This window comes from Rhodoferax sp. RT5P35 (assembly GCF_056521385.1).
This window is the reverse complement of record NZ_JBWMAX010000006.1, coordinates 88444-114691: the sequence shown is the minus strand read 5'-3', so window position 1 is coordinate 114691 and position 26248 is coordinate 88444. Positions and strand designations below refer to the sequence as shown.

Here is a 26248-nt window from a genome sequence, read left to right as displayed (position 1 = left end):
CCGATGTACTCAGTCAATCAATTGCCCACCGTCGTGGAACGGGTACGGCCCGGCAAACTGGCCGCTGGCCACCTGGTGGCTGACCAGTGGCCCGCCATCGCCCAGGGCATGCAGCGCAAAGCCGGGCGGCTCCAGCGCCCAGGCGGAGGCTGCACCGGGTGCCAGATCCAGGCAGACTTGGTGGGCGGTCGAGGGAACAGTCATGGCGATGCTGCCGCCAAAGCGCACCTGGATGCTGCGGTGCAGATGGCCGCAGAGGATGCGCTCCACATTCGGGTGCCGCGCCACCAGCGCTTTCAGCTCGGTCGCGCCTTGCAGCAGGCCGATGTTGTCCATGTGGCCGATCAGCGTAGCAAACGGCGGGTGGTGCATGGCGATGACCACCGGGCGGTCGCGGTGCTGGTCCAGAGTGTCGGCCAGCCACTGCAGCCGCTCGGCGCACAGGCTACCGTGGCTGGCACCGGGCACCACCGTGTCCAGCGCGATCAGCTGCAGGTCGCCGACGGCCACGCTGAACTGCACGAAGCCGCTGCCACCCAGATAGCCGTGGTCGGCAAAGCTGGCGCGCATCTGTTCGCGGTTGTCGTGGTTGCCGGGCATCAGGTAGATCGGCATAGCTAGCGGAGCCAGCAGGCTGCGCAGGTGCGCGTACTCAACGGGGCGGCCAAAGTCGGTCAGGTCGCCGGTGATGACCACCGCATCGGGCTGTTGCGGCAGCCGCAGGATGCTGTCTACCGCCTGCTGCAGGTAGGGCGCGGTGTCGAGCCGGCCATAGGCCAGGCGACCGGGTTCGCGGATGTGCAGGTCGGAGAGTTGCAACAGCAGGGTGTTCATAGGTTTTCTTCGCAGGACATCAGGCGCTCCGGGGCAATGCAGATGCCCACAGTGTCCCCCACCTTGGCCGGGTGGTCGCGTGCCACTTCGGCCTGCAGCGGGGCCTGGTCGGCCAGCGCCAGGGTGAGCTGCAAGCGGTTGCCCAGAAAGCTGCGGCGTTGCACAACGGCCTGTCCGGTGCCAGCCTGCACCGGGCCAATCTGGATATCTTCCGGGCGCACCAGCAAGGCCTTTTGGCCTGCACGGGCTGGCGGGCATTCCAGCAGCACACCGCCCAGTGGTAACAGGTTGCGCATGAGTGCCTGCGTGTCGCGCTGCAGCGTATTGACCCGGCCCAGAAACGCCGCCACAAACGGATGCCCCGGGCGGCGGTACAGGGTTTCGCCATGGCCCACCTGCACGATGCGCCCGGCCTGCATCACCGCCAGGCGGTCGGCAATCGCCAGCGCTTCTTGCTGGTCGTGGGTCACGTGGATGGCAGTGATGTGCAGGCGGCGCAGCAGCTCGGCCAGCTCGTCGCGCAGCGACTCTTTCAGCTTGGCATCCAGCGCGGTCAGCGGCTCGTCCAGCAGCAGCACGCGCGGGCGCACCGCCACTGCGCGGGCCAGGGCCACGCGCTGGCGTTGGCCACCGGAGAGCTCGGCCGGGCGCTTGTTTTCCAGGCCGTTCAGCCGCACCAGATCGACCAGCTCGCCGACGGTTTTGCGCTGTTCATCTGCGCCCACGCCGCGAATCCGCAGGCCGTAGCCGATGTTGGCCGCCACCGACATCTGCGGAAACAGCGCGTAGTGCTGGAACACCATGCCGATGCCGCGCCGCTCGATGGGTAATGCGGTTACGTCCTCGCCGCCGAACAGGATGCGGCTGCCCGCGTCCGGCGTTTCCAGCCCGGCGATCAGGCGCAGCAAGGTGGTTTTGCCGCAGCCGGAGGGGCCGAGCAAGGCCAGCACCTCGCCGGGCTCAATCGCCAGCGTGGTCGGCTGCAGGCCGCGCGTGCCGTCGGCATAGGTTTTGGCGCAGTCGATCACATCGACGCGCATGGGGCTAAGTTCCATGGTGTTTCTCAATCAAATGTCCCAGCCATTGCAGGCCCCAGAGCACGGGCAAGATGACCAGCAAAAAGACCAGGGTGTAGGCCGAGCCGATTTCGATGCGCATCGACGCATAGCTGTCCGCCAGGCCCACTGGCAGGGTGCGCGTCAGCGGCGTGTGCAGCATCCACGTCAGGTTGAATTCGCCGACCGACAGGGTGAAGACCATCAGGCTCCCTGCAACGATGGCGGGCAGCACGGCGGGTACCAGCACGCCGATGAAGCGCTGGCCGAAGCTGGCACCCAGCGAGCGTGCGGCTTCCTCCAGCGCCAGCAGTTCATGGCGGCGAAACGCTGCACTGACCGTGCGCACCATGAACGGTAGCGTGAACACCAGGTGCCCGACCAGGATGAAGGCAAAGCTCTGGCGGAATTCGCGCAACTGCCCGTAAGCCAGGATCAGCGCCAGCGCGGTGGCCAGGCCGGGCACGGCCACCGGCAGGGTCAGCAGCTCTTCAAACAGCCGTGCCCAGCGGGACGTGCTGCGCGCCAGCGCATAGGCGCAGGGCACGCCCAGCAGCAGGCAGCCAACCACGCTGAGCAGCGCCAGCAGCAGCGATGCCGCCACGGTGCCGCCGTACACGTCCAGCACCTCGGTTATCCAGCGCAGCGTCAGGCCGCTGGCCAGGCCGGTGCTGTAGTTGTTGACCAGGCCGGCCAGCACCGACAAGGCGATGGGCGCGAGCATGAAGACGCTTACCAAGGCGGTCAGCGCTGGCAGCAGGAAGGGGAGTTGGCGAGGGACTGGGTGTTTTGGGGCCATGGTGTCAGGCTCCCGCCGCCGCCGGGCCAGCCGCATGCCGCGCCAGGAACAGGCTGAGCCAGGTGATGATGCCCAGCGTGATCGACAGGCTGGCGGCCAGCGCGAAGTTGGCGTAGTTGGTGAACTCGTTATAGAGCGTGATCGGCAGCACTTCAAACTTGCTGGCCAAGGTGAAGGCCGTGCCGAAGGCGCCCATGGACGTAGCAAAAACAATAGCGCCACACGCAAGCGTGGTCTGCGCCAGCTCAGGAATCCATACATCTTTTGCCACCTGCCAGCGGGACGCGCCCAGCGAACGCGCAGCCTCTTCCAACTGCGCATCCATGGCGCTGGCGGCAGCGGTGTAGGTGGCGATAGCGCGCGGCAGGGAGAAATACAGATAGCCCAGGAACAGGCCGGTCAGCCCGTAGGCAAACGTGGTGCGGCCCAGACCCAGCCATTCGGTCAGATCGGCCACCAGGCCCTGGCGGCCACCCAGCAGGATGATGAAGAAACCGATGACCACGCCGGGGAAGGACAGCGGCAATGTCAACAGCGACAGAAGCAGCGGCTTGGCTTTGAAGCGCTGGCGCGCCAGCGTGATGCCGACCAGGCCGCCGAGCAGCAGCGTGACCAGGGTGACGGCCAGCGACAGGCCCAGCGTATTTAGCAGGCTGCGCAGGTAACGGCCATCGGTCAGCACCGCGAAATAGGTGGCCCAGCCTTTGTCTGCCGGCAGTGCGAACAGGCGCACCACCGGCAGCAGCCAGAAAGCCGCAAAAAAGGCCACGGCCGGTGCCGCGCAGGCGCCCAGCAGGCGGGATGGGGAGGTCATGCGGAGCACCTTTTGCGGACTCTGTGCAGTGTTACTGCACGTCTTTCAGGTAGCGGTCCGAGAAGGCTTTTTGCACGGCGGCCATCTTGGCGTAGTCCACAGTCTTGGCACGGGCGTATTCGCTGGCGGGCAGGAAGCGGGCCTGGATCTCCTTGGGCATGGCCGTGGCGCGCACCGGCCGCAGGTAGGCGTTGGCCCAGATGGCCTGGCCTTCATCGGACAGCACAAAGTCCAGCACCTTGTGGGCGTTGTCGGCGTGCGGCGCATTGGCCACCTGGCCCATCACATAGGGCACGACCAGGCTGCCTTCGGTGGGGACGACGAACTGCACGTTGGCTTTGTCTTTGTACTTGGCGCGGTAGGCGTTGAAGTCGTAGTCCAGCAGGATGGCGATCTCACCCGACAGCACGCGGGCATAGGCGGTTTGCTTGGGCACGATAGGTTCGTTCTTTTGCAGTGCCTTGAAGTAGTCGATGCCGGGGCCGAAGTTTTCCAATGTGCCGCCGCGCGCCTGGTTCACCGCCACCGCGCCCACGTAGCCCACAAAAGCCGAGGCCGGGTCCAGGTAGCCGATCAGGCCCTTGTAGTCGGGCTTGAGCAAATCCGCCCAGGACTGCGGCACTGGTTTGCCCTTGAGTGCATCCACATTCACCATGAAGCCCAGGGTGCCGGAATGGATGGTGAACCAGTGGCCTTGCGGGTCTTTCAGCCCATCGGGAATATCGGCCCAGCCAGCGGGTTTGTAGGGGCTGACCACGCCTTCTTTTTGCGCCTGGATGGCGAAGGTCACGCCCAGGTAGCCCACGTCGGCCACCGGGCTGGCTTTCTCGGCCACCATTTGCGCCAGCGACTGGCCGGAGTTTTTGTTGTCCGGCGGCACGGTGATGCCGGTCTTGGCTTTGATGGCCTTCATCTGGCTGGCCCAGTCGGCCCATTCGGGCGGGCAGTTGTAGCAGATGGCGTTTTGCGCCATGGCGCTGGCACCGGCCAGGCCGAGGGCCAATAGCGCGGCACGCGCCAGGGTTTGGAAATGTTTACGCATAAAGACTCCGTTGAAGTAAATGGGTGGGGGACGTAGCTTCTTGTTATGACTGCAGCACCGGGGCGCAGGACTCGCCGGTGCGAAAACCATGGGCCAGCAGCACACTGGTGTCGGGCGCTACCGTGGTACCTGCGGCCATGGCGGCCACCAGCAGCTGCACGCTGTGGCGGCCGATGTCCGCATTCGGTTGGGTGATGGTGCTGAGCATGGGCGTCAGGTCTTCGCCCAGCGCAATGCCGTCGAAGCCGGTGACGCTGATGTCCTGCGGCACGCGCAAGCCCGCCAGGTAGGCTGCGCGGATGCTGCGGATAGCCAGCAAGTCGTTCGAGCAGACCAGGGCGGTCGGGCGGGGGCTGTGCTGCAGCAGTGCACAGATGTTTTGCACGGCGGTTTCGACAAACGGCACTTCCAGCCATTGCGTGCCATCCATCCCCAGCGCCTGCATACCGGCGCAAAAGCCACGCTGGCGTTGCTGGGCCCGGTCAGATGCCGCCAGCTGCCCGCTGATCAGCGTGATGCGGCGGTGGCCGAGGGCGGCTAGATGCGCTACCAGCTCGCGCACCGCCCGTTCGCTGTTTACCGACACGCAGGGGTGGTCTGGGTGCTGGTTGTAGGCGAGTACATAGGGCAGATGGGCCGCGCGCAGCCGGGCCAGCGCGGTGGATGTGGCGGGGTTGGACACCACCAGCAACATGCCGTCCACATTGCCAGCCAGCAACTGCTGTACGGCCTGTTCTTCGCTATCGAGCCGGTAGTCGGTGGTGATGGGCAGGATGGCGTAGCCTGCGGCGCTGGCGGCCTTGGCAATGCCGTCCAGGCACTCGGCGAACACCGGGTTCAGCAGGGTGGGCAGCACCACGCCAATCACCCGGCTGCGCTGGGTGCGCAGGCTGCGGGCGCTAGCGTTGGGCAGATAGGCCAGGGTGTGCGCCATCTGCAGCACATGGGCGCGCGTCACGGCATTCACCGTGTCGGGGCGGTTGAAAACCCGCGACACGGTGGCCATGGATACGCCAGCCTGCTTTGCTACTTCTCGGATGCTCACGTTGTTGTCCTGATTGAAAACGTTTTCATTGGACAAGCTGGGCGTGACACCGTGATGACATGCGCGTCGGCGCAAACGCAGTGCGAAAAAAAGCCCGCATCAGCGGGCTTCAGAAGCAGGGCGAGGGCTTACTTGCCGCGCTTGACCCGCAACAACTCGTCCAAAATCAGGCAGATGGCCCCGAGGGTGATGGCGGCATCGGCCAGATTAAAGGCGGCAAAGTGCATGCCGCGCCAGTGGAAGTCTAAAAAGTCCACCACGTAGCCGTGCAGCAGCCGGTCCACCACGTTGCCAATGGCACCGCCCAAAATGCAGGCCATGGCAAACGAGAACAGTTTTTGCCCGGCGTGCGCGCGCAGCATGTAAATGATGAACAGCGCCGCCACCACCCCAATGCCGGTGAAGAACCAGCGCTGCCAGCCGGTTTCGCCCGCCAGGAACGAGAACGCCGCACCGGTGTTGTGGGCCCGCACGATGTTGAAGAAGCTGGTGACATAGGTGCTGTCACCCAACTGGTAGTAGCCCATGATCAGCACTTTGGTGAACTGGTCGGCGATCAAAATGATCAGCGCCAGGCCCAGCCAGGGAATCAGGCTGGCGCTGGACTTGCCAAAGGTGGATTTGCTTTTGGTCGCCATTACGCAAACGCCCGGGTTTCACCGGCTCCATACAGGTTGCTGCTGCAGCGGCCGCAGATCGTTGGGTGGACGGCATCGCTGCCCACATCTGGCGTGTAGTGCCAGCAGCGTTCGCATTTCACGTCAGAACTGGCCCTGGCGCTTATGTTGAATGCGCTTCCAGCTATTAAATTAATAGCAGAGGTAATGAAGACGAATTTCAGGTCTGCCCCCAGGCTGGACAGCAGGGCAAAGTCGTCGGCAGGCACGGTCAGGTCCACATTGGCCTGCAGCGATGCACCCACCTTGCCGTCGGCGCGCAATACCTCGATGTCCTTGTTGACCGCGTCGCGGATCTCGCGAATGCGGCTCCACTTGGCTTGCAGCGCGCTGTTTGGCGCAGGCAGCTCGGCGTAGGTTTCCAGGAAGATGGATTCGCTGCTGCCAAAGATCTTCCAGGCCTCTTCGGCCGTGAAGCTGAGGAACGGCGCCATCCAGCGCAGCATGGCGTGGGTGATTTGCCATAGCGCGGTTTGGGCGCTGCGGCGGGCCAGTGACTTGGGTGCCGTGGTGTAGAGCCGGTCTTTCAGCACGTCCAGGTAGAACGAACCCAAATCTTCGCTGCAATACACCTGCAGCTTGGCCACCACGGGGTGGAATTCGTACACCTCGTAATGCGTCAGGATGTCGGCCTGCAGCTGGGCGGCGCGGCCCAGGGCGTAGCGGTCGATTTCCAGCAACTGGTCAAACGGCACTGCATCGGTGGCGGGGTTGAAGTCGCTGACGTTGGCCATCAGGAACTTCAGCGTGTTGCGCACCCGGCGGTAGGTGTCCACCACGCGGGCCAAAATCTTCGCGTCGATGGCCAGGTCGCCCGAGTAGTCGGTAGACGCGCACCACAGGCGGATGATTTCCGCGCCCATCTTGTCGCTGACCTCTTGCGGCGCCACCACATTGCCCTCGCTCTTGCTCATCTTGCGTCCGCGCCCGTCGACGGTGAAGCCGTGGGTCAGCAGGCCCTTGTATGGCGCGTGGTCGTACATGGCGCAGGAGGTCAGCAGCGAGCTGTGGAACCAGCCGCGGTGCTGGTCATGGCCTTCCAGGTACAGGTCGGCGGGCCAAGCGGATTGCTCTTTGTGGCTGGCGCGCAGCACGTGTTCATGGGTGGTGCCGGAGTCAAACCACACGTCCAGGATGTCGTTGACCTTGCTGTAGTCGGCCGCATCGGCGCCGATGATGGATTCGGCCGTGGCCTTGCTCCAGGCCTCCACGCCTTCCGCTTCCACCATGGCCGCCGCTTGGTCCATGATGTCCATGGTGCGCGGGTGCAACTCGCCCGTGGCGGTGTGGATAAAGAAGGGCAGGGGCACGCCCCAGTTGCGCTGGCGGCTGATGCACCAGTCGGGACGGCCCGCGATCATGTCGCGCAGACGGGTCTTGCCATTCTCGGGGTAGAAGCTGGTTTCCTCGATGGCATTCAGCGCCAGCTTGCGCAGGGTTTGGGGTGCCTTGTCCTTGGTGAACACGCCCACGCCTTCGTCCATGCGGATGAACCACTGGGCGGCGGCCCGGTAGATCACCGGGGTTTTGTGGCGCCAGCAGTGCGGGTAGCTGTGGGTGATGGTCTCGGTGGCAAACAGGCGGTTGTGCTCGCGCAGTTTCTCGATGACCAGCGGAGCGGCCTTCCAGATATTCAGCCCGCCGAACAGCGGCAAATCGTCGACGTAACGGCCATTGCCCTGCACGGGGTTGAGGATGTCGTCTGTCTTGATGCCGTTGGCCACGCAGGAGTTGAAATCCTCTACGCCGTAGGCGGGCGAGGAGTGGACGATACCGGTGCCGTCGTCGGCCGTGGCGTAGTCGGCCAGGAAGATGGGGCTCAGGCGCTGGTAGCCGTATTCCCCTTTGTCATCCTTTACGTCATACAACGGGTGTTTGAAGTTGATGAGGGCGAGCTTTTCGCCCAGGGTGGTGGCCAGCACGGTGCCGGTCAGGCCGAAGCGGGCCGTGGCTTTTTCGACCAAATCTTCGGCCAGCAGCAGGATGCCGCGCTCGGTTTGCACCAGGGCGTAGGTCAGGGCCGGGTTCAGGTTCAGCGCCTGGTTGGCGGGGATGGTCCAGGCGGTGGTGGTCCAGATGACGGCGAAGATACTTTTTCCCGTTAACCGCATTGCGGCTTTCTGAGTTGTTACCGACTCAGGGCTATCCGGAAAAAAGGCGGACAAAAGCTTTTCGGGCTCGGCGCATTCAAAGGCCACGTCCAGCGTTTGCGACTTCTTGTCAGCGTATTCGATCTCGAACTCGGCCAGCGAACTGCCGCAGTCGAAGCACCAGTACACGGGTTTGAGGCCCCGGTACACAAAGCCGCGTTCCATGATGCGTTTCAAGGCGCGGATTTCGTTGGCCTCGTTGGCGTAGTCCATGGTGCGGTAGGGGTTGTCCCACTCGCCCAGCACGCCCAGGCGTTTGAAATCGGTCATTTGCCCTGCAATCTGCTCGGCGGCAAAGGCGCGGCTCTTGACCTGCACTTCGTCGCGGCTCAGATTGCGGCCATGCAGCTTCTCGATGGCGTTTTCGATCGGCAGGCCGTGGCAGTCCCAGCCGGGCACGTATGTCGCGTCCATGCCTTTTAGCTGGCGCGCCTTGACGATCATGTCCTTCAGGATCTTGTTGACGGCGTGGCCAATGTGGATGTTGCCGTTGGCGTAGGGCGGGCCATCATGCAGCACAAACTTGGGCGCGCCCAGGCGGGCATCGCGCAGGCGCTTGTACAGGCCCTTGTCTTCCCATTCCTTGACCCAGCCCGGCTCGCGCTTGGGCAGGTCGCCGCGCATGGGGAAGGGGGTGTCGGGCAGGTTCAGGGTGCTGCGGTAGTCGGGAGCGGTGGAAGCTTCGGATGGGGTCATGGGATGTATGGGGGCACGTTGGGGAGGCAGCCGACAGGCGCAGGCTGCAAGATCAGGCGGGCTGTCTGCTGACAGCAACGAGATCGTCTAAATTCGGTCGCGCGTCGTCTGGCGGCTGGTTTCTGCGTGTTGGCTGGCGAAGTACGCGCGTGCGTCGTCGCAGTCTTTGGCGATGCCGATTTGCAGGGCATCCAGACTGTCGTATTTCAATTCGTCATGCAGTTTGTGCAGCAGTTCCACACGGATAATTTTACCGTAGGCCCCCTCGGCACCCAGACTGGCGGGCCAGTCCAGGCAATGGGTTTCCAGCAGCACGCGGCCGCCGTTGATGTCGTTCGGGTCCAGCGAGGGGCGGATGCCCAAGTTGGCCACGCCCACCAGGGCGGTTTCACCCAGGCCGTGCACCAGCACCGCAAAGATGCCGCTGGCAGCGGGTTTCCAGTGGGCAAAGCGTAAATTCAGGGTGCGAAAGCCATCCTGGCGGCCCGGTGCCGATTCGCCCAGTTGCCGCCCCAGCTTGCGCCCGTGCACCACGTGGCCGCTGATGCTGAACGGGCGGCCCAGCAGGCGGGTCACGTCCTCCATGCGGCCCGTCTGCAGGGCAGCGCGCACGGCCGAGCTGGACACGCGGGTGCCGTGCACCTCGTAGCTGTTCATGCGGGCCACGTCAAAACCCAGGGCCAGCCCGGCCCGGTCTAGCATGGCGTAGTCGCCCGCGCGCTTGGCCCCAAAGCAGAAGTCGTCGCCCACCAGCACGTAGCGCACGCCCATGCCGCGCACCAGCACGTCGTCGATGAAGGCCTGGGGCGATTGGGCGGCAAACGGTGCATCAAAGGGCAGCACCACGGTCTGGTCCACGCCGCAGCGGTGCAGTTCGGTGAGTTTGTCGCGCAGGGTGGCAATGCGGGCCGGGGCCAGATTGGGCTGGCCGTGGGCCTGGGCAAAGTAGTCGCGCGGGTGTGGCTCGAAGGTCATCACCCCGCTGGGCACGCCGCGGTGGCGGGCTTCGTTGATCAGCAGCGCCAGCATGGCCTGGTGGCCACGGTGTACCCCGTCAAAGTTGCCGATGGTGAGCGCACAGTGGGGTGCAATGCCCGGATGTTGGAAGCCGCGAAAAACCTGCATGGAATGGTATCTTTTTGATAGCGGATTGCGCCCGTCGAATAAGCGCTGTCACGTAATAACGCATGGAACAAGGTATATTGTGACTTAGCAGACAGAGTCAAGGCATCAAAGCCTTGGGTGCATTTCCGGTAAGTGGTCGTTCATTTGATCCAGGAGGCGTTTCGTGAAGGTTTTGAAGCTCTCAGCCCAAGGGCTGCCCCAGTCGTGGATATCGCTGGAGCAGGCCGTTGTCCACTACGCTGCCGAAGAGGTGCGCTGGGAGATGGGCGCGCAGGTGGCGGTGTTCCACGGCGGGCACAACGCCATCACCGGCGAGCAGTCCATCATCACGGTCAACAGCATCATCGGCACCCGCGGCGTGCCCAATATCAACCCGTTCGACCTGCGCCCCAGCCTGACCAACACCAAGCTGTTTGTGCGCGACCGCAATGTCTGCGCCTACTGCGGCAACCATTTCCATGAAGACGATCTGACCCGCGAGCACATCAAGCCGCTGGGCCAGAAAGGGGCGGATACCTGGATGAACGTGGTCACCGCCTGCCGCGCCTGCAACCACCGCAAAAGCAACCGCACACCCGAGCAGGCCCACATGCCGCTGCTGTACACGCCCTACGTGCCCAGCCTGTGGGAAGACTTTATTTTGCGCAACCGCCGCATCCTGGCCGACCAGATGGATTTTCTGATCGCCCATGTGCCCAAGTCGTCGCGCTTACTGGCGTAGCGACAGCCAGTTTCACTTTCAATTGCGGCACCCACGCCGCACGCAAGCGGCGCGGACCAACCCATAAACACCATGGACCTGGCTTCGCCGGGCCACTGGTGCTGCCCCCTTGAGGAAGAAGCGCCGCAGGCGCATCGGGTTTTCCTAGTACGTCAGCTCCAGAAATACCAGGTGGCCGCCGGCCACCGGCCAGGTCTGCCCCACCACCCGCTCGCCGTTGAATTGCGCCGCCACGCTGCGTTGTGCCGTGCCTGCGGGTTTGATCTTGGCCGATGACACGCCCGCACCGGCGGGTACGTCTGGTGGCGGTGCGCCGTCGAACAGCATCTGGTCGCGTGCCGGGTCAAGGTAGCCGCGCGGGCGCGTCATGCTGACCACGGCGGCTGCCGTCTTGTCGGCATCGGCGATGCGTTCGGCGCGCAGGTGCACGATGTTGCTGCTGCGCGGAAAGCCGCTGCGGTAAATATGTGTGGTGGCATAGCCGGTTGCGGCGATGGCGAATTCGAGCGGTGCGCTGGTGGGCACCACCAGCGGGCCCCACAGCCCGTCGGCCGCCACGGTGGTGCGCAGCAGGGCTTCCCCCGTGCGGGCACCGGTTGTCGCATCGGTGGCGTATACGTCCAGCCGGGCACCGGGCAGGGGCAGGTTGTTGCTGAAGTTGCCGCTGGTTGCATCCAGCGGGTCCAGACCGAGGCCGGTGACCTTGCCCGACAGCGCCACGCGCGCCTCTGTGGCGATGGCGGCGGCGGGTGCCTGGCCGGTGATGAACGGGTAGGCTGCGGCAAAGGCGGCGGCCGAGAACGAAGTCTCCCGGTGGTCGATGCGCGGAATCACCACGTTGCGGGCACCTTTGAGCTCGGGGCCTGCGAAGCTGACGTTGGTGGGCGTGCCCTTCAGGCCGATCCACAGGCCGTCGGGCTGGGCGAACTTGTCGTTGCTGTCCGAGCGGACGGTCATCCACTGCACCGGGCCGGTCACCTCGTCGCCCGCCGCATTCTTGGGAGCGTTCAGTCCGGTGAGGAAGGGGCCAGTGCCCGCGAATTCATTGCCTTCGCGGTAGCCGGGAATCGCCCACACGCCATGGTTGGGCGTGCCGCCCAGGATGGCATGGCTCACGGTGCGGTCGCCGCCGCCGTTCTGGATGTAGTTGCGGATGGCATAGCCGCCGCGCGAATTACCCACCAGCACCACCTTGCGGGCGCCGGTGGCCAGCAGCAGCTTGTCCACCTCGGCCTTGAGGTAGGCCATGTGCTCGGCGGTCGAAGTGCGGCCGGGCTGGGCCTTGGCGTCTTCATCGCGGCTCTGGGGGTAGGGCAGATCGATGGCGTACAGCCGCTCGCGTGGCCAGCCGCTCGACTCGAAGCGCCACATGGTGGTCTGCCACAGCGCTGCCGTGTCGCCGTTACCGTGCACGAAGACGATGGGGGGCAATGCCTCCTGGTCGGCATCCTGCGTGGAGGTGATGCAGCCGGTCAGCATCAGGCCGGTTGCCGCTGCGGCGGCTAACAGTAAGCGCCGGCGCTGCAAGTGAATTGTGGTCATGGTGCTTCTCCTGAAATAAAAAATGCCCGTAAACAGGCGAGTCCGCGAGCATGCCTGGCGCATATGACCACATTACGTCAGACCACCACCGCAGGCCGAACGGGACCGCTCCGGCCGCATTTTTATGCCGTCAGCGCGTCCGACCACCCACAGCGCGCCGCACTCTTGGCAGACGGGCGGAATCAGTCTTGTCCGGGCTGCGGCAGCGGTGGCGTCAAGCCAAGTTCTTCGCAGAGTTTTAGCACCGTGGTGCGCAATTGCGCGAGTTCGGTCTCCAGCACCTGGACGCGGGCCTCCAGCCGCATCGACGCGCCGGCGCCGGGCTGGGCCGCATCGGCATCGGTAGCGGCCAGCGCCGCCAGATCGACCGGGCCGCACAGCAGATGCGCCCAGCGCTGTTCGCGCGCACCGGGCGCTCGCGGTAGCTTGACGACCAGCGGGCCGCCTTTTTCTTCGCTGCGCTCCAGCATTTCGTCCAGAAAGCCTTCCACCGAGGAAATGTCGGCAAATTTGTACCAGCGCTCGGTGTTCAGGCGCAGCTCGCCTGCGGTTTGCGGGCCGCGCAATATCAACAGGCCCAGCACCACGGCGGATTGCTCGGGCACGCCAATGCCGCGCTGAAAGTTGTGCTCGAAGCGGGTGACCCGGCTGCCGCTGGATTCACGCACCAGGGTCAAATCTTTCAAGCTGCCCAGGGCCTCGGCGACTTCGGCCTCGGTCAGGTTCATGGTCGGCTCGCGGCTGGTTTTCTGGTTGCAGCCGCTGAGCAGCGCCACCATGGACAGGGGGTAGCTGTCGGGCACCGTGCGGGCTTTTTCCATCAAGGTGGCCAATACGCGGGCTTCGATGGGCGAGAGGAGGGTAGTCAAAGGGATAATTCCAGTCAGTATGAAGAACATTGTTATTTTGATCTCTGGCGGTGGCTCCAACATGGAGGCCATCGTGCGCGCGTCGATTCGCGACGACTGGGCACGGCGTTTTGGCGCCAAAGTGGTGGCGGTGGTCAGCAACAAGGCGGCTGCCGGGGGTCTGGAACTGGCCCGGGCGCAGGGCCTGGCGACCGAGGTGGTGGAGCACAAGGCCTTTGCCGATGCGCCCGACCCGCGCGCGGCTTTCGATGCCCAGCTGGCGCAGGTGATAGACCGCTATGAACCGGCGCTACTGGTGCTTGCGGGCTTTATGCGCATCCTGACGCCGGGCTTTGTGGAACGCTACGCGGGGCGGATGGTCAACATCCACCCCTCGCTGTTACCGGCTTTTGCAGGTTTGAACACTTACCAGCGGGCGCTGGACGCGGGCTGCTGCTTCGCCGGGGCCACCGTGCACCAGGTGACTGCCGAGCTGGACCACGGCCCCATCCTGGGCCAGGCCGTGGTGCCGGTGCTGCCGGGCGACACCGCCCAGATGCTGGCTGCCCGGGTGCTCACCCAGGAACATTTGCTGTATCCGCGTGTCATTGCAGATTTACTATCAAAAATGTAGCTATTGGCGTAGATAAATTATGCGCTAGAGCCCGATTTTTCCCTGATTAGCTACCTGCCTCAGACCGACTTACAATTTGGGCCGAATGCGTAAATATTGTAGTTATTAACAGTTACTCGCGAGGCGCCCCATGTCGATGAACCGCATCCAGTTCCAGCCCGGCCTGTCCATGCACGACTTCCAAAGTCAATACGGCAGTGAAGAGTGCTGTGTTCGCCTCGCGTTGGCCCAAGGGCTGGCGTTGTGCGCATTGCGGGTGTTCCCGCTCGTTTCAAACCCGTAACGGCACAGGTCGCCAACTGTGGGAGTGCTTGATCTGCGGCTACCAGTCCTCCAGCATCGTCGGTACAGTGTTTGAGCACACCAAGCTGCCTCTGACCATCTGGTTCCTGGCCATGTACCTGTTGACGCAGAGCAAGAACTCCATCAGCGCTTTGGAGCTCATGCGCCAGCTTGGCGTGACGTACAAGACCGCCTGGCTAGTCAAACACAAGCTACTGGAGACAATGCGTCTGCGAGAGGAGCCACGCCGTCTGGATGGACGCGTGGAGATCGATGATGCGTATCTGGGCGGTGAGCGGGCTGGCAGCATCAACGGCGGCCGGGGTGCCTTGAACAAATCGGCCTTTGTGGCAGCGGTGCAAACCGACATGGACGGCAAACCACGCTTCATGCGCGCGGCTGTCACCACCAAGCCGTTTCCTCTGTGCGATCTTCAGTGGTCTGAGGCAGGTAGCTAATCAGGGAAAAATGGCTTCTAGCGTATATTCTGCATACACTAATAGCTATGAATAGTGTAGCAAATAACATCAGGCCATCCGCATGACCGGTCCGGGGCGCTCTGGCCAAGTGCTGGCGCGCGGCTTGGTGGTGGCGGCTGTGTGGCTGCGGCGCTCTTCGCTCGGGGATTGGCCGAACAGGCTGCGGTAGGCCTTGCAGAAGTGTGACGACGACTGGAAGCCGCAGGCCACCGTGACCTGCATGATGGGCATGCTGCTGTGCGTCAACAACTCCTGGGCGCGGCGCAGGCGCAAGTTCATGTAGTACTGCGCCGGGTTCATGCTGAAGTAGCGGTGGAACAGCCGCTCCAGCTGGCGCAGCGACAGGTGGATGGCTGCAGCCAGTTCGGCCAGCGGCAGCGGTTCTTCGATGTTGGCGGCCATGATCTCGGCGGCCTCAGTGAGGTGCTGGTAGCCAGGGCCGATGCATTCGGGCTGGGGGATGCGCTGGCGGTCTTTGCTGGCGCGCAGGCGCTCGATGATGAACTGCTCGGACACGTCCATCACCAGCTTGGCACCAAAGCGTTCGCGCATCAGGTGCAGCATCAGGTGCAGCGGGCTAGTGCCGCCGGAGCAGGTGATACGGTCACGGTCAACGATAAAGACTTCGGTGGAGAACTGCACCTTGGGGAACTCTTCGCTGATGGCAGCCAGGTTTTCCCAGTGGATGGCGCAGCGGTAGCCGTCCAGTAGCCCGGCATGGGCCAGCGCAAACGCCCCGGTACACAGCGAACCCATGGTGGCACCGGTGGCGGCACATTGGCGCAGCAACTGGCGCACGTTGTCGTCGGTGGCCTGGCGCACATTGACCCCGCCGCAGACAAACACCATGTCGCAGTCGGTCAGCCCGGCAGATCCTGCTGTAGCGCCCACAGCGCTGATCGCCAGGCCATTGCTGGCCACGGCTGCCTGGTCGCCAGGGCTGACCACGCTCCAGCGGTACAGGGTCTGGCGGCTGATGTAGTTGGCCATGCGCAGGGTTTCCACCGCGTTGGCAAATGCAATCATCGAATACTCGGGCAGCAGAACGAAGCCGACGTGGATTGCACGTGCCTTGGCACTGGAGTCATTGGCTCCAAATGCGACAACCGGGGCGGATTCTGGGGAGATGCGGGGCACAGTACGGTTCCTTAGCTTTCGCGGCTTTTTCGGGCGACACCAAAACTCTCAGTCAGGCGGTCCAGAATGATAGCCAGCAAAACCACCGCCAGCCCACTCTCAAACCCGAGGCCGATGTCCAGCCGTTGGATGCTGGCCAGCACGTCGTTGCCCAAGCCACCAGCGCCCACCATGGACGCAATGATGACCATGGACAAGGCCATCATGATGGTCTGGTTGACCCCGGCCATGATGGTGGGCAGGGCAATCGGCAACTGGACCTTGAACAGCAACTGCGTGGCGGTGCAGCCAAAAGCGTTGCCCGCCTCGACCTGCTCCGAGCTGACCTGGCGGATGCCCAGGCTGGTCAGGCGCACCACCGGCGGCATGGCGAAGATGACGGTCGCAATCGTGCCGGGCACGCGGCCCAGGCCAAACAGCATGGCGGCGGGAATCAGGTAGACGAAAGCAGGCATGGTTTGCATGAAGTCGAGGATGGGGCGCACGCTGGCGTTCACATGGTTGTTGCGGGCACACCAGATGCCCAGCGGAATTCCAAAAATCAGGCTGATGATGGTGGCCGACAGCGTCAGCGCCAGGGTCACCATGGTTTGCGGCCAGAAACCGGTCACCACAATCAGCATCAAAGCCAAAGCAACAAACACGCCAAACTTCCAGCCGAGGCGGCGCCAGCCGACCACGGTAGCGACCAGAATCACCAGCCAGAAGGGAATGGCCAGCATGCCTTGCTCAATGGATTGGGCAAAGCCTTCGACCACCACGCCGATGGAGTCGAACACGGCGGCGCTGTTGTCCAGCAGGCTTTTGACCCCGGCGTTGACCCACTTGCCTAGGGGTAGCATGTCGTGGGTGGCTTCGGTGACTTGGGTGAGCAGATCAGACATGGCGGGCCTCTTGCGAAATTTTGACGAGCAGGCTGCGGGCAGAAATGCAGCCTAAACATTGTTCGGCATCGTTGAACACGCCAACGGGTTGGTCGCCGCCGAGCACGATCTTCATGGCCTCGGGCAGGGTGGTGGACCAGGGTAGGCGCGGCCCGCCGGTGTAGGAGTGGCCATTCAGCGCCGGGTCGAGCAGGTCGGCGGCGGTGAGGTAGCGCGAGGTGTCCACGCCTTCGAAGAACCGGCGCACATAGTCGTTGGCGGGTTGGGTGATGATTTGGTGGGCTGTGCCCTCTTGCACCAGATTACCGCCTTCCATGATGGCGATGCGGGTGCCGATGCGCAGCGCTTCTTCCAGATCGTGCGACACGAATAGCACGGTGCGCTGCTGCTTCTTTTGCAGCTCCAGCATCAGGCCTTGCATCTCCACGCGTTTGAGTGGATCAAGCGCCGAGAAGGCTTCATCCATCAGCAAGATGTCGGGATCGACCGCCAGGGCGCGGGCCAGGCCTACGCGTTGCTGCATGCCACCAGACAACTGCGAGGGGAACTTGGCAGCGTAGGTTTGCAGGCCGACCTGGCCCAGCACTTCCATGGCGCGTGCTTCGCGGGTCTTGCGGTCTGTTCCGGCCATTTCCAGGCCGAAGGCAGCGTTATCCAGCACATTGCGGTGCGGCATGAGGGCAAACGACTGGAACACCATGGCCACGCGCTTGCGTCGCCACTTCACTAGTTCGGGTTGAGGCAGCTTGGCGATGTCTTCACCGTCGATGTTGATGGAGCCCGACGACGGCTCCACCAGGCGGTTGATTAGCCGAATCAGCGTGGATTTGCCCGAGCCCGACAGGCCCATGAGCACATAGATTTCGCCCGCGGCCACATCAAAGCTGACTTTGTTGACCCCGACCACGTGGCCGGTGGTGGCAAACACCTCGTCCTTGCTGCGCCCTTCGGCCAGCATTTTTTGGGCGGGGGCTATATTGCTTCCAAATATCTTGTATAAATTTTTAACACTGATCTTGGGCTGGGACATCGCAGGTCTCCGAGAATGGGGTACAACAAAGTACGTTGAAATATTTATTATTAGCAAACAACGTGCCACCATTTTCTGGCTAAAGTTTTACTTAGAACATAGGGTGAATCCATAAGAGATTTAAGATGGCATTGGTATTGCAGAAATATGAGGTTGTGATTAATCCATTAAATGTAAAAAACCCGCCAAAAAAGAATTCCAGGCGGGATTTCTTGCACTGTCTTGTGCGGGGATGCGTTGTTTTTGGCTAGCGATCCATGACGATGTCGCTCGTCGGCTTGCTGCAGCAGGGCAGAAACCAGCCCTGGTCTATTTCGCGCTGGCGAATACCGCCAGCGTGTTTCATTTCTACTGTGCCGGATATTTTTTTGGTTTTGCAAGTGCCGCATGCACCACCGCTGCACGACGACGGCAATCGGAATCCGGCGGCTACCGAGGCCTGTAATACAGTTTGATCGGAAGGGCAAGTAAATGACTTACCCATTTTCTGTAGATCAATTTTGTAATTGACTTCGATATTTTCTTTTGTTACCTCTGGATTAACCGGAGCATGTGCCGCATCGGCCACCAGGGTTTCAAAAGAAAAGCTTTCTTCGCGGTAGCGCGGCATGTCAAACCCGGCGCTGGTCAGCAGGCCGCGCACCGCGGCCATGAACGGGGCCGGGCCGCAGGTGTAGACATCACGCTGCATGAAGTCAGGGGCGATGTGGGCCAGGCGGGCCGAATCCAGCCGACCTAGGTGCCCGGCGTAGTTGCTACCCGGCGTGTGCTGTTCGCAGACCAAGGCAATGCGAAAGTGCGGCATGTTGCGCGCCATCAGCGTCAGCTCTTCGGCAAACAGCACGTCGGCAGGGGTACGGGCACAGTGCACAAACACGATGTCGGCATCGCTGCCCAAGTCGTGCAGGGCGCGGGCCATGGACATCAGCGGCGTGACGCCGCTGCCACCGGACAGGAACAAATAGCTTTTAGCCGGGGACTTGAAGCAGCTGAACTCGCCAGACGGCCCCATTGCGCCCAATTCCATGCCCACCCGCACGTTATCGTGCAGCCAGTTGGACACCGCGCCGCCGGGTACGCGCTTGACGGTGATGCTCACCAGGTCGGGCCGGGTGGGCGTGCTGGACAAGGTGTAGCAGCGGTTGATCTTTTCGCCGCCAATCTCCAGCTCCAGGGTGAGGAACTGGCCGGGCAGGTAGCGAAAGTTGCGCGGGCCGTTGGCGGCCAGCACAAAGGTCTTCACGTCAACTGTTTCCTGGCGGATGTGCACGCAGCGCAGGGTTTCGTCCTGGTCGGAGTTCCAGGGCGACGACACCGGGGCTGCGAAGTCGGGGGCGTAGGAATGGGAGGCGAAATGGGTGGGCATGTCGGTAAATTAGCGGGTGAGAGTGCTCAGGCGGTTCACGTACCAGTTGCAGAACTTTTCCACCAGGCCTTCGGTGAAGGGCGAGTACGGGCCGGGCTGGTAGGCACCGGTGGAGATGCCGATCTGTGACTCTTCCACCAAGCGGCGGTCCTGGTCGTTGGTGGCGTTCCACACGGCGGTGAGGTTATCGATGGTGTAGTCCACACCTTCCACCGCATCTTTGTGTACGCACCAGGTGGTGCGTACCAGGGTCTTGGTGGCTGAAATCGGCAGCACGGTGAAGCTGACTATGTGGTCGCTCATGAAATGGTGCCAGGAGTTGGGTTGGGTCCAAAAAGACAGTCCACCCAGCGCGGGGTCTACGAAGTCTGCTAGCAATTTCTTGGAGGCCACTTCGGCATTCATGGTTTGCGACTGGCCCGAACGGTCGATCGGCAGGCGCTGGGTGCGGAAACCGGTGATGCGGTCGTCCAACGTGTCAATCTCGGCCGAGGGCAGGCCCATGCCTTCCCAACGCTCGTGGTTGGCGGCCATGATGTCCTGGAAGCGCTGCAGGTCGGCCTTGTTGTCTTCGTTGGGCTGGTAGCCAAAACCGTATTCGTACAGCGAAATGGTCAGCTCGGGGTGGTTGCTCATGCAGTGGTAGCACTCGCGGTTGTTCTCCATCGTCAGCTTCCAGTTGCAGTCTTCCACGATGTCGATCTGCGCGGCTACCTTGCAATTACTGAGCTGGTGTGGAGCGATGTAGGGGGTCATCTCGGCAGCCATCTGCGCGAAGTCTTCGGGCGGCTTCTCGGCCAGGCAGATGAACAGCAGCCCGGCCATGTTGCGGATGTGCACAGGTTTGAGGCCCAGGCCGCTGGGGTCGAAGTCGTCGCCCATGTGCTTGGCATGGATCAGCTTGCCGGTCAGGTCGTAGGTCCACTGGTGGTAGGGGCAGACGATGTTGCCCACGATGCCTTTGGGCTCGGCGCACAGGCGCGAGCCGCGGTGGCGGCAGACGTTGTGGAAGGCTTGCACGTTCATATCGTCGTCGCGCACGATCAGGATCGAATTGGTGCCGAAATCCACCGTGATGTAGTCACCGGCTTCGGGCACCTGCGGCTCCACCGCAACGAAGATCCAGTGCTTGCCGAAGATGTGCTCCATATCGGTCTGCAGGATGGTTTCGCTGAGGTAGAACGGGGCTTCCAGGCTGTAGCCGGGGCGGCGGCGGGCCAGCAATTCACGGGTCAGCAGGGTTTGCGCAGATAGGGTGACGTTCGTGGTGGTCATGGGGGGTGTCTCCTCAAAAGGTCACAAGAGAATGGGTGCGCAGGTAATCCAATACCGCTTGGGCTTTGGTGTCGGCACTGCCGGTCTGGATCACCACGCCGCCGGTAGAGGGCGATTCGATGGCACCCAGCATGCGGGCATGGCCGGATTGCACGGTTTTGGCTTCGAGCAGCTTGCGGCGCTTGCGGGTGGGGACCAGGGTGCCGGACGGGTTTGCAGAGGCCACGGTGGCGGCTGTGGAGCGGACGATCTTGCCAGCCACCGCGTCGGCCAGCGAATGGCGCAGCGACAACGGCGCTGCCGCGCTGATGGCCAGCACCGCCGGGGCCTGTACCTTCAAACGCCGCCGTGCGCCCTTGGGCAGCGCCTGGGTGACGATCCAGCCCGTGCCGTCGGCCTGTACATGCAGCACGTCGGTCACCACGGGCCGCCCCAGGGCTGCCGCCAAGGCGTAGGGCAGCACGCCCGAGCCCTGGTCCGCGTCAGAGCGCGTGCCGGTCAGCACCAAGGCCGCACCGCGCAGGGCGGGCAGCAAAACGTCGACCAGCGGGGCATCGCTGGCACATGCCAGTACTTCCACCACGGGCGCGCCCAGGGCTAGGTAGTCGCGGGCCACCGCGTCGGGCATCTGGCCTGCACACAGCAGGCGCACGGACTTCGACAAACCGAGGGCCAACGTGGCCGCCATGGCATCGGCCTGGCAGCGTGTGAGTCGCTGGCTGGTGGGGTGGCTGCGGGGAGCGACCAATACCGTGATCTGGCTCATACGCCCTCCTTTTCTTTTCTCACCAAGCCGAGCAGGGCTTGCATCAAGACCGCGCTGTCTTCCACCACGGTCAGGTCGGCACGGCGGGCGATCGGGGCCGAGGCATCGAGGTTCACCGCGATCACGTGGCGGCAGTCCTTGATGCCCTGCAGATGCTGTACTGCGCCCGAGATGCCCAAGGCCAGGTAGCCCGAGGCGGAGACGGTTTTGCCGGTGGCACCAATTTGCTGCGTGCGGGCAAAGCGGCCATCGTCCACCGCCACGCGCGATGCGCCCACCGCCGCGCCCACCTCCAACGCCAAAGCGTGGAACAGGGGCAGGTCGGTCACGCCATTGCCTGCGGCGAGGATGAAGTCGGCCTCTTCCAGCGCCAGGGTTTGCGGGTCACCGGCCTTCATGCCGAGGTCTTCGATACCGGCATCGGGCACCGTGGGCAAAGCGGGAGCGGAGGCGCGCAGGCCCAGGCCGACAAACGGCAGCTTGGTGCTGGCAACCCCCTTGGCCAGCAGCAACACGGGCGCGTGGGGGCGCAGCCAGTCTTGCTGCACATCAGCGGGCACGCGCAGACTGTCTGCCGCCAATTCCACAACGCCGCATTGCAGGCCCAGGCCTGTGGATACTGCGAAACGGCGGCCCAGCTGACCATCGGCGGCGCTGTCGGCCAACAGCCACTGCGCCGGGGCCAGCGTGGCGTGCAGGCCTTGCAGCCATTGCACGCAGGCGCTGGGCTGGTAGGCGCTGGGGTCGAAACTGTCCAGCACCAGCAGCTTGTCCGCGCCCAGGGCGGCGGCATCGTCACCGCAGGCACCTAGCACGGCCACGACGACTTCGGTGTCTGGCGTGGCCAGGATGGCGGCGGCGGCAATTGCCTGGCGCGCGCCGTCGGTCAGCGCGCCGCGCTCGGCGTGGGTCACCACCAGGGTGCAGCGGCTAAACGGGCCGGGGCTGCGCACGGGTTTGACGGCAGGACCGTGGGCTGCGCTGGCGGTCAGACGCTCGCCCTCGCTGCTGCCGAGGATGATGCGGCGCAGGCCCGCAGGCGTAATGATCGCGGGGCGGCGTGGGTCTACGCGGCGGGTGACGGTGTTCATGCAACCTCCAATGCGTGGGCCATCAGCTCGGCAATGTCCAATACCTCGGGCCGGGGGCCGACCACGCCTTCGAGCATGGCAGTGCAGTTGGGGCAAGCGACAGCCACCACGCCTGCGCCGGTGCTCTTCGCGTCGGCAATGCGGATGTCTGGAATGCGGGTGGTGCCGGGGATGTCGGTGAAAGGCGCGCCGCCACCGCCGCCGCAGCAGCGGCCCCGTTCACGGCTGCGTTCCATCTCCACCACTTTGATGCCGATGCCTTTGAGCACAGCACGCGGTGCGTCCACTTCGCGGCCATAGCGGCCCAGGTAGCAGGGGTCGTGGTAGGTCACGGTTTCCAGGCTGCCTGCACGGGTGGGCTTCAAAGTCTTCTTCGCCAGCAGATCAGCCAGCAGCTGGGTGTGGTGCCACACGTCGAAGCTGCCACCCATGGCAGGGAACTCGTTCTTCAGCGAATGGAAGATGTGCGGGTCTGGCGTGACGATGTGCGCGAACTTGCGGGTCTTGAGTGTGGCGATGAGCTGCTGGGACAGGCGCTGGAAACCAGCCTCGTCGCCCAGCCGCCGCGCCAAATCGCCGCAATCGGTCTCTGCCGCACCCAGGATGGCGATTTGTAGCTCTGCTTTTTGTAGCGTTTTGATGAAGGCCCGCAGGCTGCGCTGGTAGCGCATGTCGAAACCACCTTCGCCCACCAGTACCAGCCAGTCGGTTGTATCGCCCTCGCCCAGCACCGGCAGGTTCAGGTCCGCCGCCCAGTGGTGGCGGGCGGCGAGCGGGAAGCCGCCCACGGTGTCGGTGTCGCGCAGCTGTGCCAGGGCTTCCATGCCCTTGTTGGGCACCACGCCGGTCACCAGGGTGATGTGGCGGCGCATGTCCACGATGGCATCCACGTGCTCGATCAGCATCGGGCACTCCTGCACGCAGGCGCGGCAGGTGGTGCAGGACCAGAGCGTGTCGGAATTGATCAGACCATTGACGATGGGCAGATGGGGGGCACCCGCGTGTTCGCCCACCTTTTGGCCGGGGTAGGGGCTGCCAGCGTAGTTGGCGTCCGTCTTGGCGCTCATGCCGACCACTAGATCCTGGATCAGCTTCTTGGGGTTCAGCGGCTGGCCGGCGGCAAACGCGGGGCAGGCGGCTTCGCACTTGCCGCACTGCACGCAGGCGTCGAAGGACAGTAGCTTGTTCCAGGCAAAGTCGGCGGGCTTGCCCACACCCATGTCATCGGGGGTGAGGGTGAGGGGTTGCAGGGCGGTGGCGAAGCGTTTGTCCGCACTAAAGCGCTCGGGCCGGGGGTGCAGGCCCAGGTGCAGCAGACCGGCGACGGCGTGCTTCATGGGGCCGCCCAGGCCGATGCCAAACGCCAGCTCCGCAGCGCCAGCGGCAAACGCCAGACTGATCAAACCCGCTAGCCAGGGGGCGAGCGCAGTGCCCGTCAATGCAAGGGCACCGACAAGCACCACGGCAACTGCGAACAACATCAGCGAGTAGGGCAGGCGGCTCCATGGGCCTTTGGACAGGCGCGCCGGGGCATTGCGGCGGCGCGAGGCCATGGCGATCGTACCCGCCAGCATCATCAGCCCGGCGAGCAGCAGAATGCCATCCAGCACCGGCCAGTACAGACCCAGGCCGTAGTTCAACGCCACCAGCGCCAGCGCCAGAATCGCACCACCTGCCACGCCCACGTGGGCGCGGGCCACAAACGGCTCGCGCGCCACCACGTCGTGCAGGTCCACAAAGTAACGCTTCGGTATTTGTAGCAGTCCGCCCAGGTCCACACTGCGCTGGCGGCCTGTTTTCCATATAAGCGCCCGGCGGGCCATACCCCATGTCAGGGCCAGCACGGCCAGCCAGAAGATCGTGCTTACGAGGTGCGGCAACATCAAAAGTCCTTGCACAGGCGCAGCGAATCGTAGATGGCGGCGTGGATGTTGTGCATAGACACGCAGTCGCCCACGCGGTACAGCAGGAAGTTGCCGTTGCCGGTAGCTTGGCTCAAACCGGGCTGGGGCAGTGCGTCGTACAGCGCTTCGATGTCGGTCTGGCCCTTGTTCATCGACAGGGGCTTGAGCTGCCAGTACAGGCCGTCATTTGGCAGGATGCCGTTCTCAATGACCACCTGATCGACCGCACGCTCTTCCAGTGCCTCGGTGTACTCATTTTTCAGCACGGCGATCAATTTATCGCCATCCCGGTACACCTTTTCCAACCAGTGGTTGGGGGTCTGGATCACGCCGTTGGCGTAGAGCTGGCGGTAGAAGATAGGGAAGGTGGTGCCGCCCACGTCGTCGGCCACTTTCACGTCGGGGGTGACGATCTCCACCAGCTTGCCGCGGGCGGCGATGAAGTCGGCCACACCGGTGCCGGCATGGGTGCTGATGCTGTCGTAGACCAGCACGTTATCAAGCGGTGCGACGGCACCCGACAGGATGTCCCAGCCGCTGACGCACAGCCCTTCGGCAGCACCCCAGGCCGGGGTTTGTCCGGTGTGGGGCACGCCGCCAGTGGCCATCACCACGATGTCGGGTTTTTCCGCCAGGATCATCTCCTGGGTGGCGGCCACGCCGAGGCGGCGGTCCACGCCCAGGCGCACGGTTTCCATGTCGAACCAGCGGATGATGCCGGCCATTTGTTCGCGCTTGGGCGGTTTGGCGGCCAGATTGACCTGCCCGCCGACCAGGGTGTTTTTCTCGAACAGCACCACGTCGTGGCCGCGCTCGCGGGCCACACGGGCCGCTTCCAGCCCAGCGGGGCCTGCGCCCACCACCACCACCTTGCGGCGCACGCCCGTGGTTTTTTCGATCACGTGGGGCATGGTCTCTTCGCGGCTGGTTGCCGCATTCTGGATGCACAGGACATCCAGGCCGTTGTACTGGCGGTCGATGCAGTAGTTGGCACCGACGCACTGCTTGATCTGGTCTTCTTTGCCGTCGCGGATCTTGATGACCATGTGCGGGTCGGCAATCTGCGCGCGGGTCATGCCCACCATGTCCACCATGCCGGTGGCCAGGATGCGCTCGGCCTGCGATGCGTCGCGGATGCTCTGGGCGTGCATCACCGGCACTTTGGAGACAGATTTAATACCGGCGGCCAGGTGTACAAAAGGTTCGGGTGGCAGCGCCATCGGCGGCATGCAGTTCACCAGGGTGTTGTGGGTGTCGGCACCGGAGCCGACCACGCTGAGGAAGTCGATCATGCCGCTCTCCGACAGCGACTGGGCGATTTCCTTGGCCATTTCGTGGCTGATGCCGTCTTCGTGGAACTCGTCGCCACACATGCGCAGGCCGACGCAGAAATCGCTACCGACCTGTTCGCGCACGGCTTGCAATACCTCGTAGCCGAAGCGCATGCGGTTTTCCAGGCTGCCGCCGTATTCGTCGGTACGGTGGTTTACGCGGGGGCTCCAGAACTGGTCGATCAGTTGCTGGTGCGCGGCGGATATCTCGATGCCGTCCAGGCCTGCGTCTTTGACGCGCTTGGCGGCGCGGCCGTAGTCGGCGGCGATGCGGCGGATTTCTTCGATCTCGATCGTTTTGGCGTTGCCACGGTGCACCGGCTCGCGGATGCCCGAAGGGCTGACCAGGTGGGGCCAGTCAAAGCCGTGCCAGGCATTGCGCCGCCCCATGTGGGTAGCCTGGATCATCAGCTTGGCACCGTGCTTGTGCATGGTTTCGGCCAGGGTGGCTAGTGGCTCGATGACTTTGTTGGTCGCCAGATTGATCGAACTCCACCACGACCAGGGGCTGTCGCGCGACACCGGGCTGGAGCCGCCGCAGATGGCCAGGCCCACGCCGCCCTTGGCTTTTTCTTCGTAGTAACGGATGTAGCGCTCGGTGGGGTTACCGCCCTCGGCGTACACCTCGGCGTGCGCGGTACTGACGATGCGGTTGCGCAACAGCACCTGGTTCAGGCGGATGGGCTCAAACAAATGCGGATAGCGCATGGCGGTGTTCTAC

General features: G+C 63.7%; 22 protein-coding genes and 1 pseudogene. 3 read left to right on the top strand and 20 right to left on the bottom strand.

The genetic code is table 11. The features are described 5' to 3' along the window. Nucleotides 1-9: 9 nt before the first annotated feature. The 9 genes from AC097L_RS11160 to AC097L_RS11120 all read right to left on the bottom strand — a co-directional run bounded on the left by AC097L_RS11160 (nucleotide 10) and on the right by AC097L_RS11120 (nucleotide 10237). Nucleotides 10-834, bottom strand: a complete 825-nt coding sequence (locus AC097L_RS11160; RefSeq protein WP_479586441.1) for a phosphodiesterase — start codon at nucleotides 832-834, stop codon at nucleotides 10-12. Continuing rightward, nucleotides 831-1889: an ABC transporter ATP-binding protein gene (locus tag AC097L_RS11155; protein WP_479586440.1), complete on the bottom strand. Its 1059-nt coding sequence runs from the start codon at nucleotides 1887-1889 to the stop codon at nucleotides 831-833. The genes AC097L_RS11160 and AC097L_RS11155 overlap by 4 nt, the downstream gene beginning before the upstream one ends. After that, nucleotides 1879-2688, bottom strand: a complete 810-nt coding sequence (locus tag AC097L_RS11150; RefSeq protein WP_479586439.1) for an ABC transporter permease — start codon at nucleotides 2686-2688, stop codon at nucleotides 1879-1881. Before AC097L_RS11150 ends, AC097L_RS11155 begins: the two co-directional genes overlap by 11 nt. 4 nt (nucleotides 2689-2692) lie before the next feature. Next, a complete protein-coding gene (locus AC097L_RS11145) occupies nucleotides 2693-3502 on the bottom strand; it encodes an ABC transporter permease subunit (RefSeq protein WP_479586438.1) in 810 nt (269 codons plus the stop codon). Nucleotides 3503-3533: 31 nt separating this feature from the next. Beyond that, a complete protein-coding gene (locus AC097L_RS11140; RefSeq protein WP_479586437.1) occupies nucleotides 3534-4544 on the bottom strand; it encodes an ABC transporter substrate-binding protein in 1011 nt (336 codons plus the stop codon). Between the two features lie 43 nt (nucleotides 4545-4587). Then, a complete protein-coding gene (locus AC097L_RS11135) occupies nucleotides 4588-5589 on the bottom strand; it encodes a LacI family DNA-binding transcriptional regulator (protein WP_479586436.1) in 1002 nt (333 codons plus the stop codon). A 128-nt stretch (nucleotides 5590-5717) separates the two neighbouring features. Next, nucleotides 5718-6227 (bottom strand): signal peptidase II, encoded by a 510-nt coding sequence (gene lspA / locus AC097L_RS11130; RefSeq protein WP_479586435.1) that lies wholly within the window; start codon nucleotides 6225-6227, stop codon nucleotides 5718-5720. Continuing rightward, on the bottom strand, nucleotides 6227-9112 hold the full coding sequence (ileS, locus tag AC097L_RS11125) for an isoleucine--tRNA ligase (protein WP_479586434.1): 2886 nt from the start codon (nucleotides 9110-9112) through the stop codon (nucleotides 6227-6229). The genes lspA and ileS overlap by 1 nt, the downstream gene beginning before the upstream one ends. Before the next feature lie 87 nt (nucleotides 9113-9199). Continuing rightward, on the bottom strand, nucleotides 9200-10237 hold the full coding sequence (locus tag AC097L_RS11120; protein WP_479586433.1) for a bifunctional riboflavin kinase/FAD synthetase: 1038 nt from the start codon (nucleotides 10235-10237) through the stop codon (nucleotides 9200-9202). Nucleotides 10238-10400: 163 nt separating this feature from the next. Here AC097L_RS11120 and AC097L_RS11115 point away from each other — a divergent pair, with 163 nt between their 5' ends. Then, complete coding sequence (locus AC097L_RS11115) at nucleotides 10401-10958, top strand: HNH endonuclease (protein WP_479586432.1); 558 nt, start codon at nucleotides 10401-10403, stop codon at nucleotides 10956-10958. A gap of 144 nt (nucleotides 10959-11102) precedes the next feature. On the opposite strand, the gene AC097L_RS11110 is transcribed toward AC097L_RS11115, so the two are convergent. Continuing rightward, a complete protein-coding gene (locus AC097L_RS11110) occupies nucleotides 11103-12500 on the bottom strand; it encodes an alpha/beta fold hydrolase (RefSeq protein ID WP_479586431.1) in 1398 nt (465 codons plus the stop codon). 182 nt (nucleotides 12501-12682) lie between these two features. Next, a complete protein-coding gene (locus AC097L_RS11105; RefSeq protein WP_479586430.1) occupies nucleotides 12683-13399 on the bottom strand; it encodes a YceH family protein in 717 nt (238 codons plus the stop codon). Between AC097L_RS11105 and purN the strand changes: the two genes are divergently transcribed. Next, a complete protein-coding gene (purN, locus tag AC097L_RS11100) occupies nucleotides 13389-13982 on the top strand; it encodes a phosphoribosylglycinamide formyltransferase (RefSeq protein WP_479586429.1) in 594 nt (197 codons plus the stop codon). The genes AC097L_RS11105 and purN overlap by 11 nt on opposite strands. Before the next feature lie 130 nt (nucleotides 13983-14112). After that, nucleotides 14113-14647: pseudogene (locus AC097L_RS11095) on the top strand (IS1595 family transposase); the annotation flags it as partial. A gap of 144 nt (nucleotides 14648-14791) precedes the next feature. Here the strand turns inward: AC097L_RS11095 and AC097L_RS11090 are convergent. The 9 genes from AC097L_RS11090 to AC097L_RS11050 all read right to left on the bottom strand — a co-directional run bounded on the left by AC097L_RS11090 (nucleotide 14792) and on the right by AC097L_RS11050 (nucleotide 26235). Further along, nucleotides 14792-15880: a GlxA family transcriptional regulator gene (locus AC097L_RS11090; protein WP_479586428.1), complete on the bottom strand. Its 1089-nt coding sequence runs from the start codon at nucleotides 15878-15880 to the stop codon at nucleotides 14792-14794. 11 nt (nucleotides 15881-15891) lie between these two features. Beyond that, nucleotides 15892-16764 carry an ABC transporter permease gene (locus tag AC097L_RS11085; protein WP_295956749.1) on the bottom strand — a complete coding sequence of 291 codons (873 nt, stop codon included), beginning with the start codon at nucleotides 16762-16764 and terminating at the stop codon, nucleotides 15892-15894. After that, nucleotides 16757-17794, bottom strand: a complete 1038-nt coding sequence (locus AC097L_RS11080; protein ID WP_479586427.1) for a quaternary amine ABC transporter ATP-binding protein — start codon at nucleotides 17792-17794, stop codon at nucleotides 16757-16759. The genes AC097L_RS11085 and AC097L_RS11080 overlap by 8 nt, the downstream gene beginning before the upstream one ends. A 247-nt stretch (nucleotides 17795-18041) precedes the next feature. Continuing rightward, nucleotides 18042-19160, bottom strand: a complete 1119-nt coding sequence (locus AC097L_RS11075) for an FAD-binding oxidoreductase (RefSeq protein ID WP_479586426.1) — start codon at nucleotides 19158-19160, stop codon at nucleotides 18042-18044. 9 nt (nucleotides 19161-19169) lie between these two features. After that, nucleotides 19170-20435: an aromatic ring-hydroxylating oxygenase subunit alpha gene (locus tag AC097L_RS11070; protein WP_479586425.1), complete on the bottom strand. Its 1266-nt coding sequence runs from the start codon at nucleotides 20433-20435 to the stop codon at nucleotides 19170-19172. 13 nt (nucleotides 20436-20448) lie between these two features. Next, on the bottom strand, nucleotides 20449-21201 hold the full coding sequence (locus tag AC097L_RS11065; RefSeq protein ID WP_479586424.1) for a hypothetical protein: 753 nt from the start codon (nucleotides 21199-21201) through the stop codon (nucleotides 20449-20451). Then, complete coding sequence (locus AC097L_RS11060) at nucleotides 21198-22292, bottom strand: FAD-binding protein (protein WP_479586423.1); 1095 nt, start codon at nucleotides 22290-22292, stop codon at nucleotides 21198-21200. The genes AC097L_RS11065 and AC097L_RS11060 overlap by 4 nt, the downstream gene beginning before the upstream one ends. Further along, nucleotides 22289-24175: a (Fe-S)-binding protein gene (locus tag AC097L_RS11055; protein WP_479586422.1), complete on the bottom strand. Its 1887-nt coding sequence runs from the start codon at nucleotides 24173-24175 to the stop codon at nucleotides 22289-22291. The genes AC097L_RS11060 and AC097L_RS11055 overlap by 4 nt, the downstream gene beginning before the upstream one ends. Further along, the gene (locus AC097L_RS11050; protein WP_479586421.1) at nucleotides 24175-26235 is read right to left on the bottom strand and encodes an oxidoreductase; all 2061 of its coding nucleotides are present in this window, start codon (nucleotides 26233-26235) and stop codon (nucleotides 24175-24177) included. Before AC097L_RS11050 ends, AC097L_RS11055 begins: the two co-directional genes overlap by 1 nt. Nucleotides 26236-26248: the final 13 nt, after the last annotated feature.

Coding starts and splice junctions, on each gene's coding strand:
- AC097L_RS11160 (WP_479586441.1), bottom strand. CDS start 834: ATGAACACCCTGCTGTTGCAACTCTCCGACCTGCACATCCGCGAACCC.
- AC097L_RS11155 (WP_479586440.1), bottom strand. CDS start 1,889: ATGGAACTTAGCCCCATGCGCGTCGATGTGATCGACTGCGCCAAAACC.
- AC097L_RS11150 (WP_479586439.1), bottom strand. CDS start 2,688: ATGGCCCCAAAACACCCAGTCCCTCGCCAACTCCCCTTCCTGCTGCCA.
- AC097L_RS11145 (WP_479586438.1), bottom strand. CDS start 3,502: ATGACCTCCCCATCCCGCCTGCTGGGCGCCTGCGCGGCACCGGCCGTG.
- AC097L_RS11140 (WP_479586437.1), bottom strand. CDS start 4,544: ATGCGTAAACATTTCCAAACCCTGGCGCGTGCCGCGCTATTGGCCCTC.
- lspA (WP_479586435.1), bottom strand. CDS start 6,227: ATGGCGACCAAAAGCAAATCCACCTTTGGCAAGTCCAGCGCCAGCCTG.
- ileS (WP_479586434.1), bottom strand. CDS start 9,112: ATGACCCCATCCGAAGCTTCCACCGCTCCCGACTACCGCAGCACCCTG.
- AC097L_RS11120 (WP_479586433.1), bottom strand. CDS start 10,237: ATGCAGGTTTTTCGCGGCTTCCAACATCCGGGCATTGCACCCCACTGT.
- AC097L_RS11110 (WP_479586431.1), bottom strand. CDS start 12,500: ATGACCACAATTCACTTGCAGCGCCGGCGCTTACTGTTAGCCGCCGCA.
- purN (WP_479586429.1), top strand. CDS start 13,389: ATGAAGAACATTGTTATTTTGATCTCTGGCGGTGGCTCCAACATGGAG.
- AC097L_RS11105 (WP_479586430.1), bottom strand. CDS start 13,399: ATGTTCTTCATACTGACTGGAATTATCCCTTTGACTACCCTCCTCTCG.
- AC097L_RS11085 (WP_295956749.1), bottom strand. CDS start 16,764: ATGTCTGATCTGCTCACCCAAGTCACCGAAGCCACCCACGACATGCTA.
- AC097L_RS11080 (WP_479586427.1), bottom strand. CDS start 17,794: ATGTCCCAGCCCAAGATCAGTGTTAAAAATTTATACAAGATATTTGGA.
- AC097L_RS11075 (WP_479586426.1), bottom strand. CDS start 19,160: ATGCCCACCCATTTCGCCTCCCATTCCTACGCCCCCGACTTCGCAGCC.
- AC097L_RS11070 (WP_479586425.1), bottom strand. CDS start 20,435: ATGACCACCACGAACGTCACCCTATCTGCGCAAACCCTGCTGACCCGT.
- AC097L_RS11065 (WP_479586424.1), bottom strand. CDS start 21,201: ATGAGCCAGATCACGGTATTGGTCGCTCCCCGCAGCCACCCCACCAGC.
- AC097L_RS11060 (WP_479586423.1), bottom strand. CDS start 22,292: ATGAACACCGTCACCCGCCGCGTAGACCCACGCCGCCCCGCGATCATT.
- AC097L_RS11055 (WP_479586422.1), bottom strand. CDS start 24,175: ATGTTGCCGCACCTCGTAAGCACGATCTTCTGGCTGGCCGTGCTGGCC.
- AC097L_RS11050 (WP_479586421.1), bottom strand. CDS start 26,235: ATGCGCTATCCGCATTTGTTTGAGCCCATCCGCCTGAACCAGGTGCTG.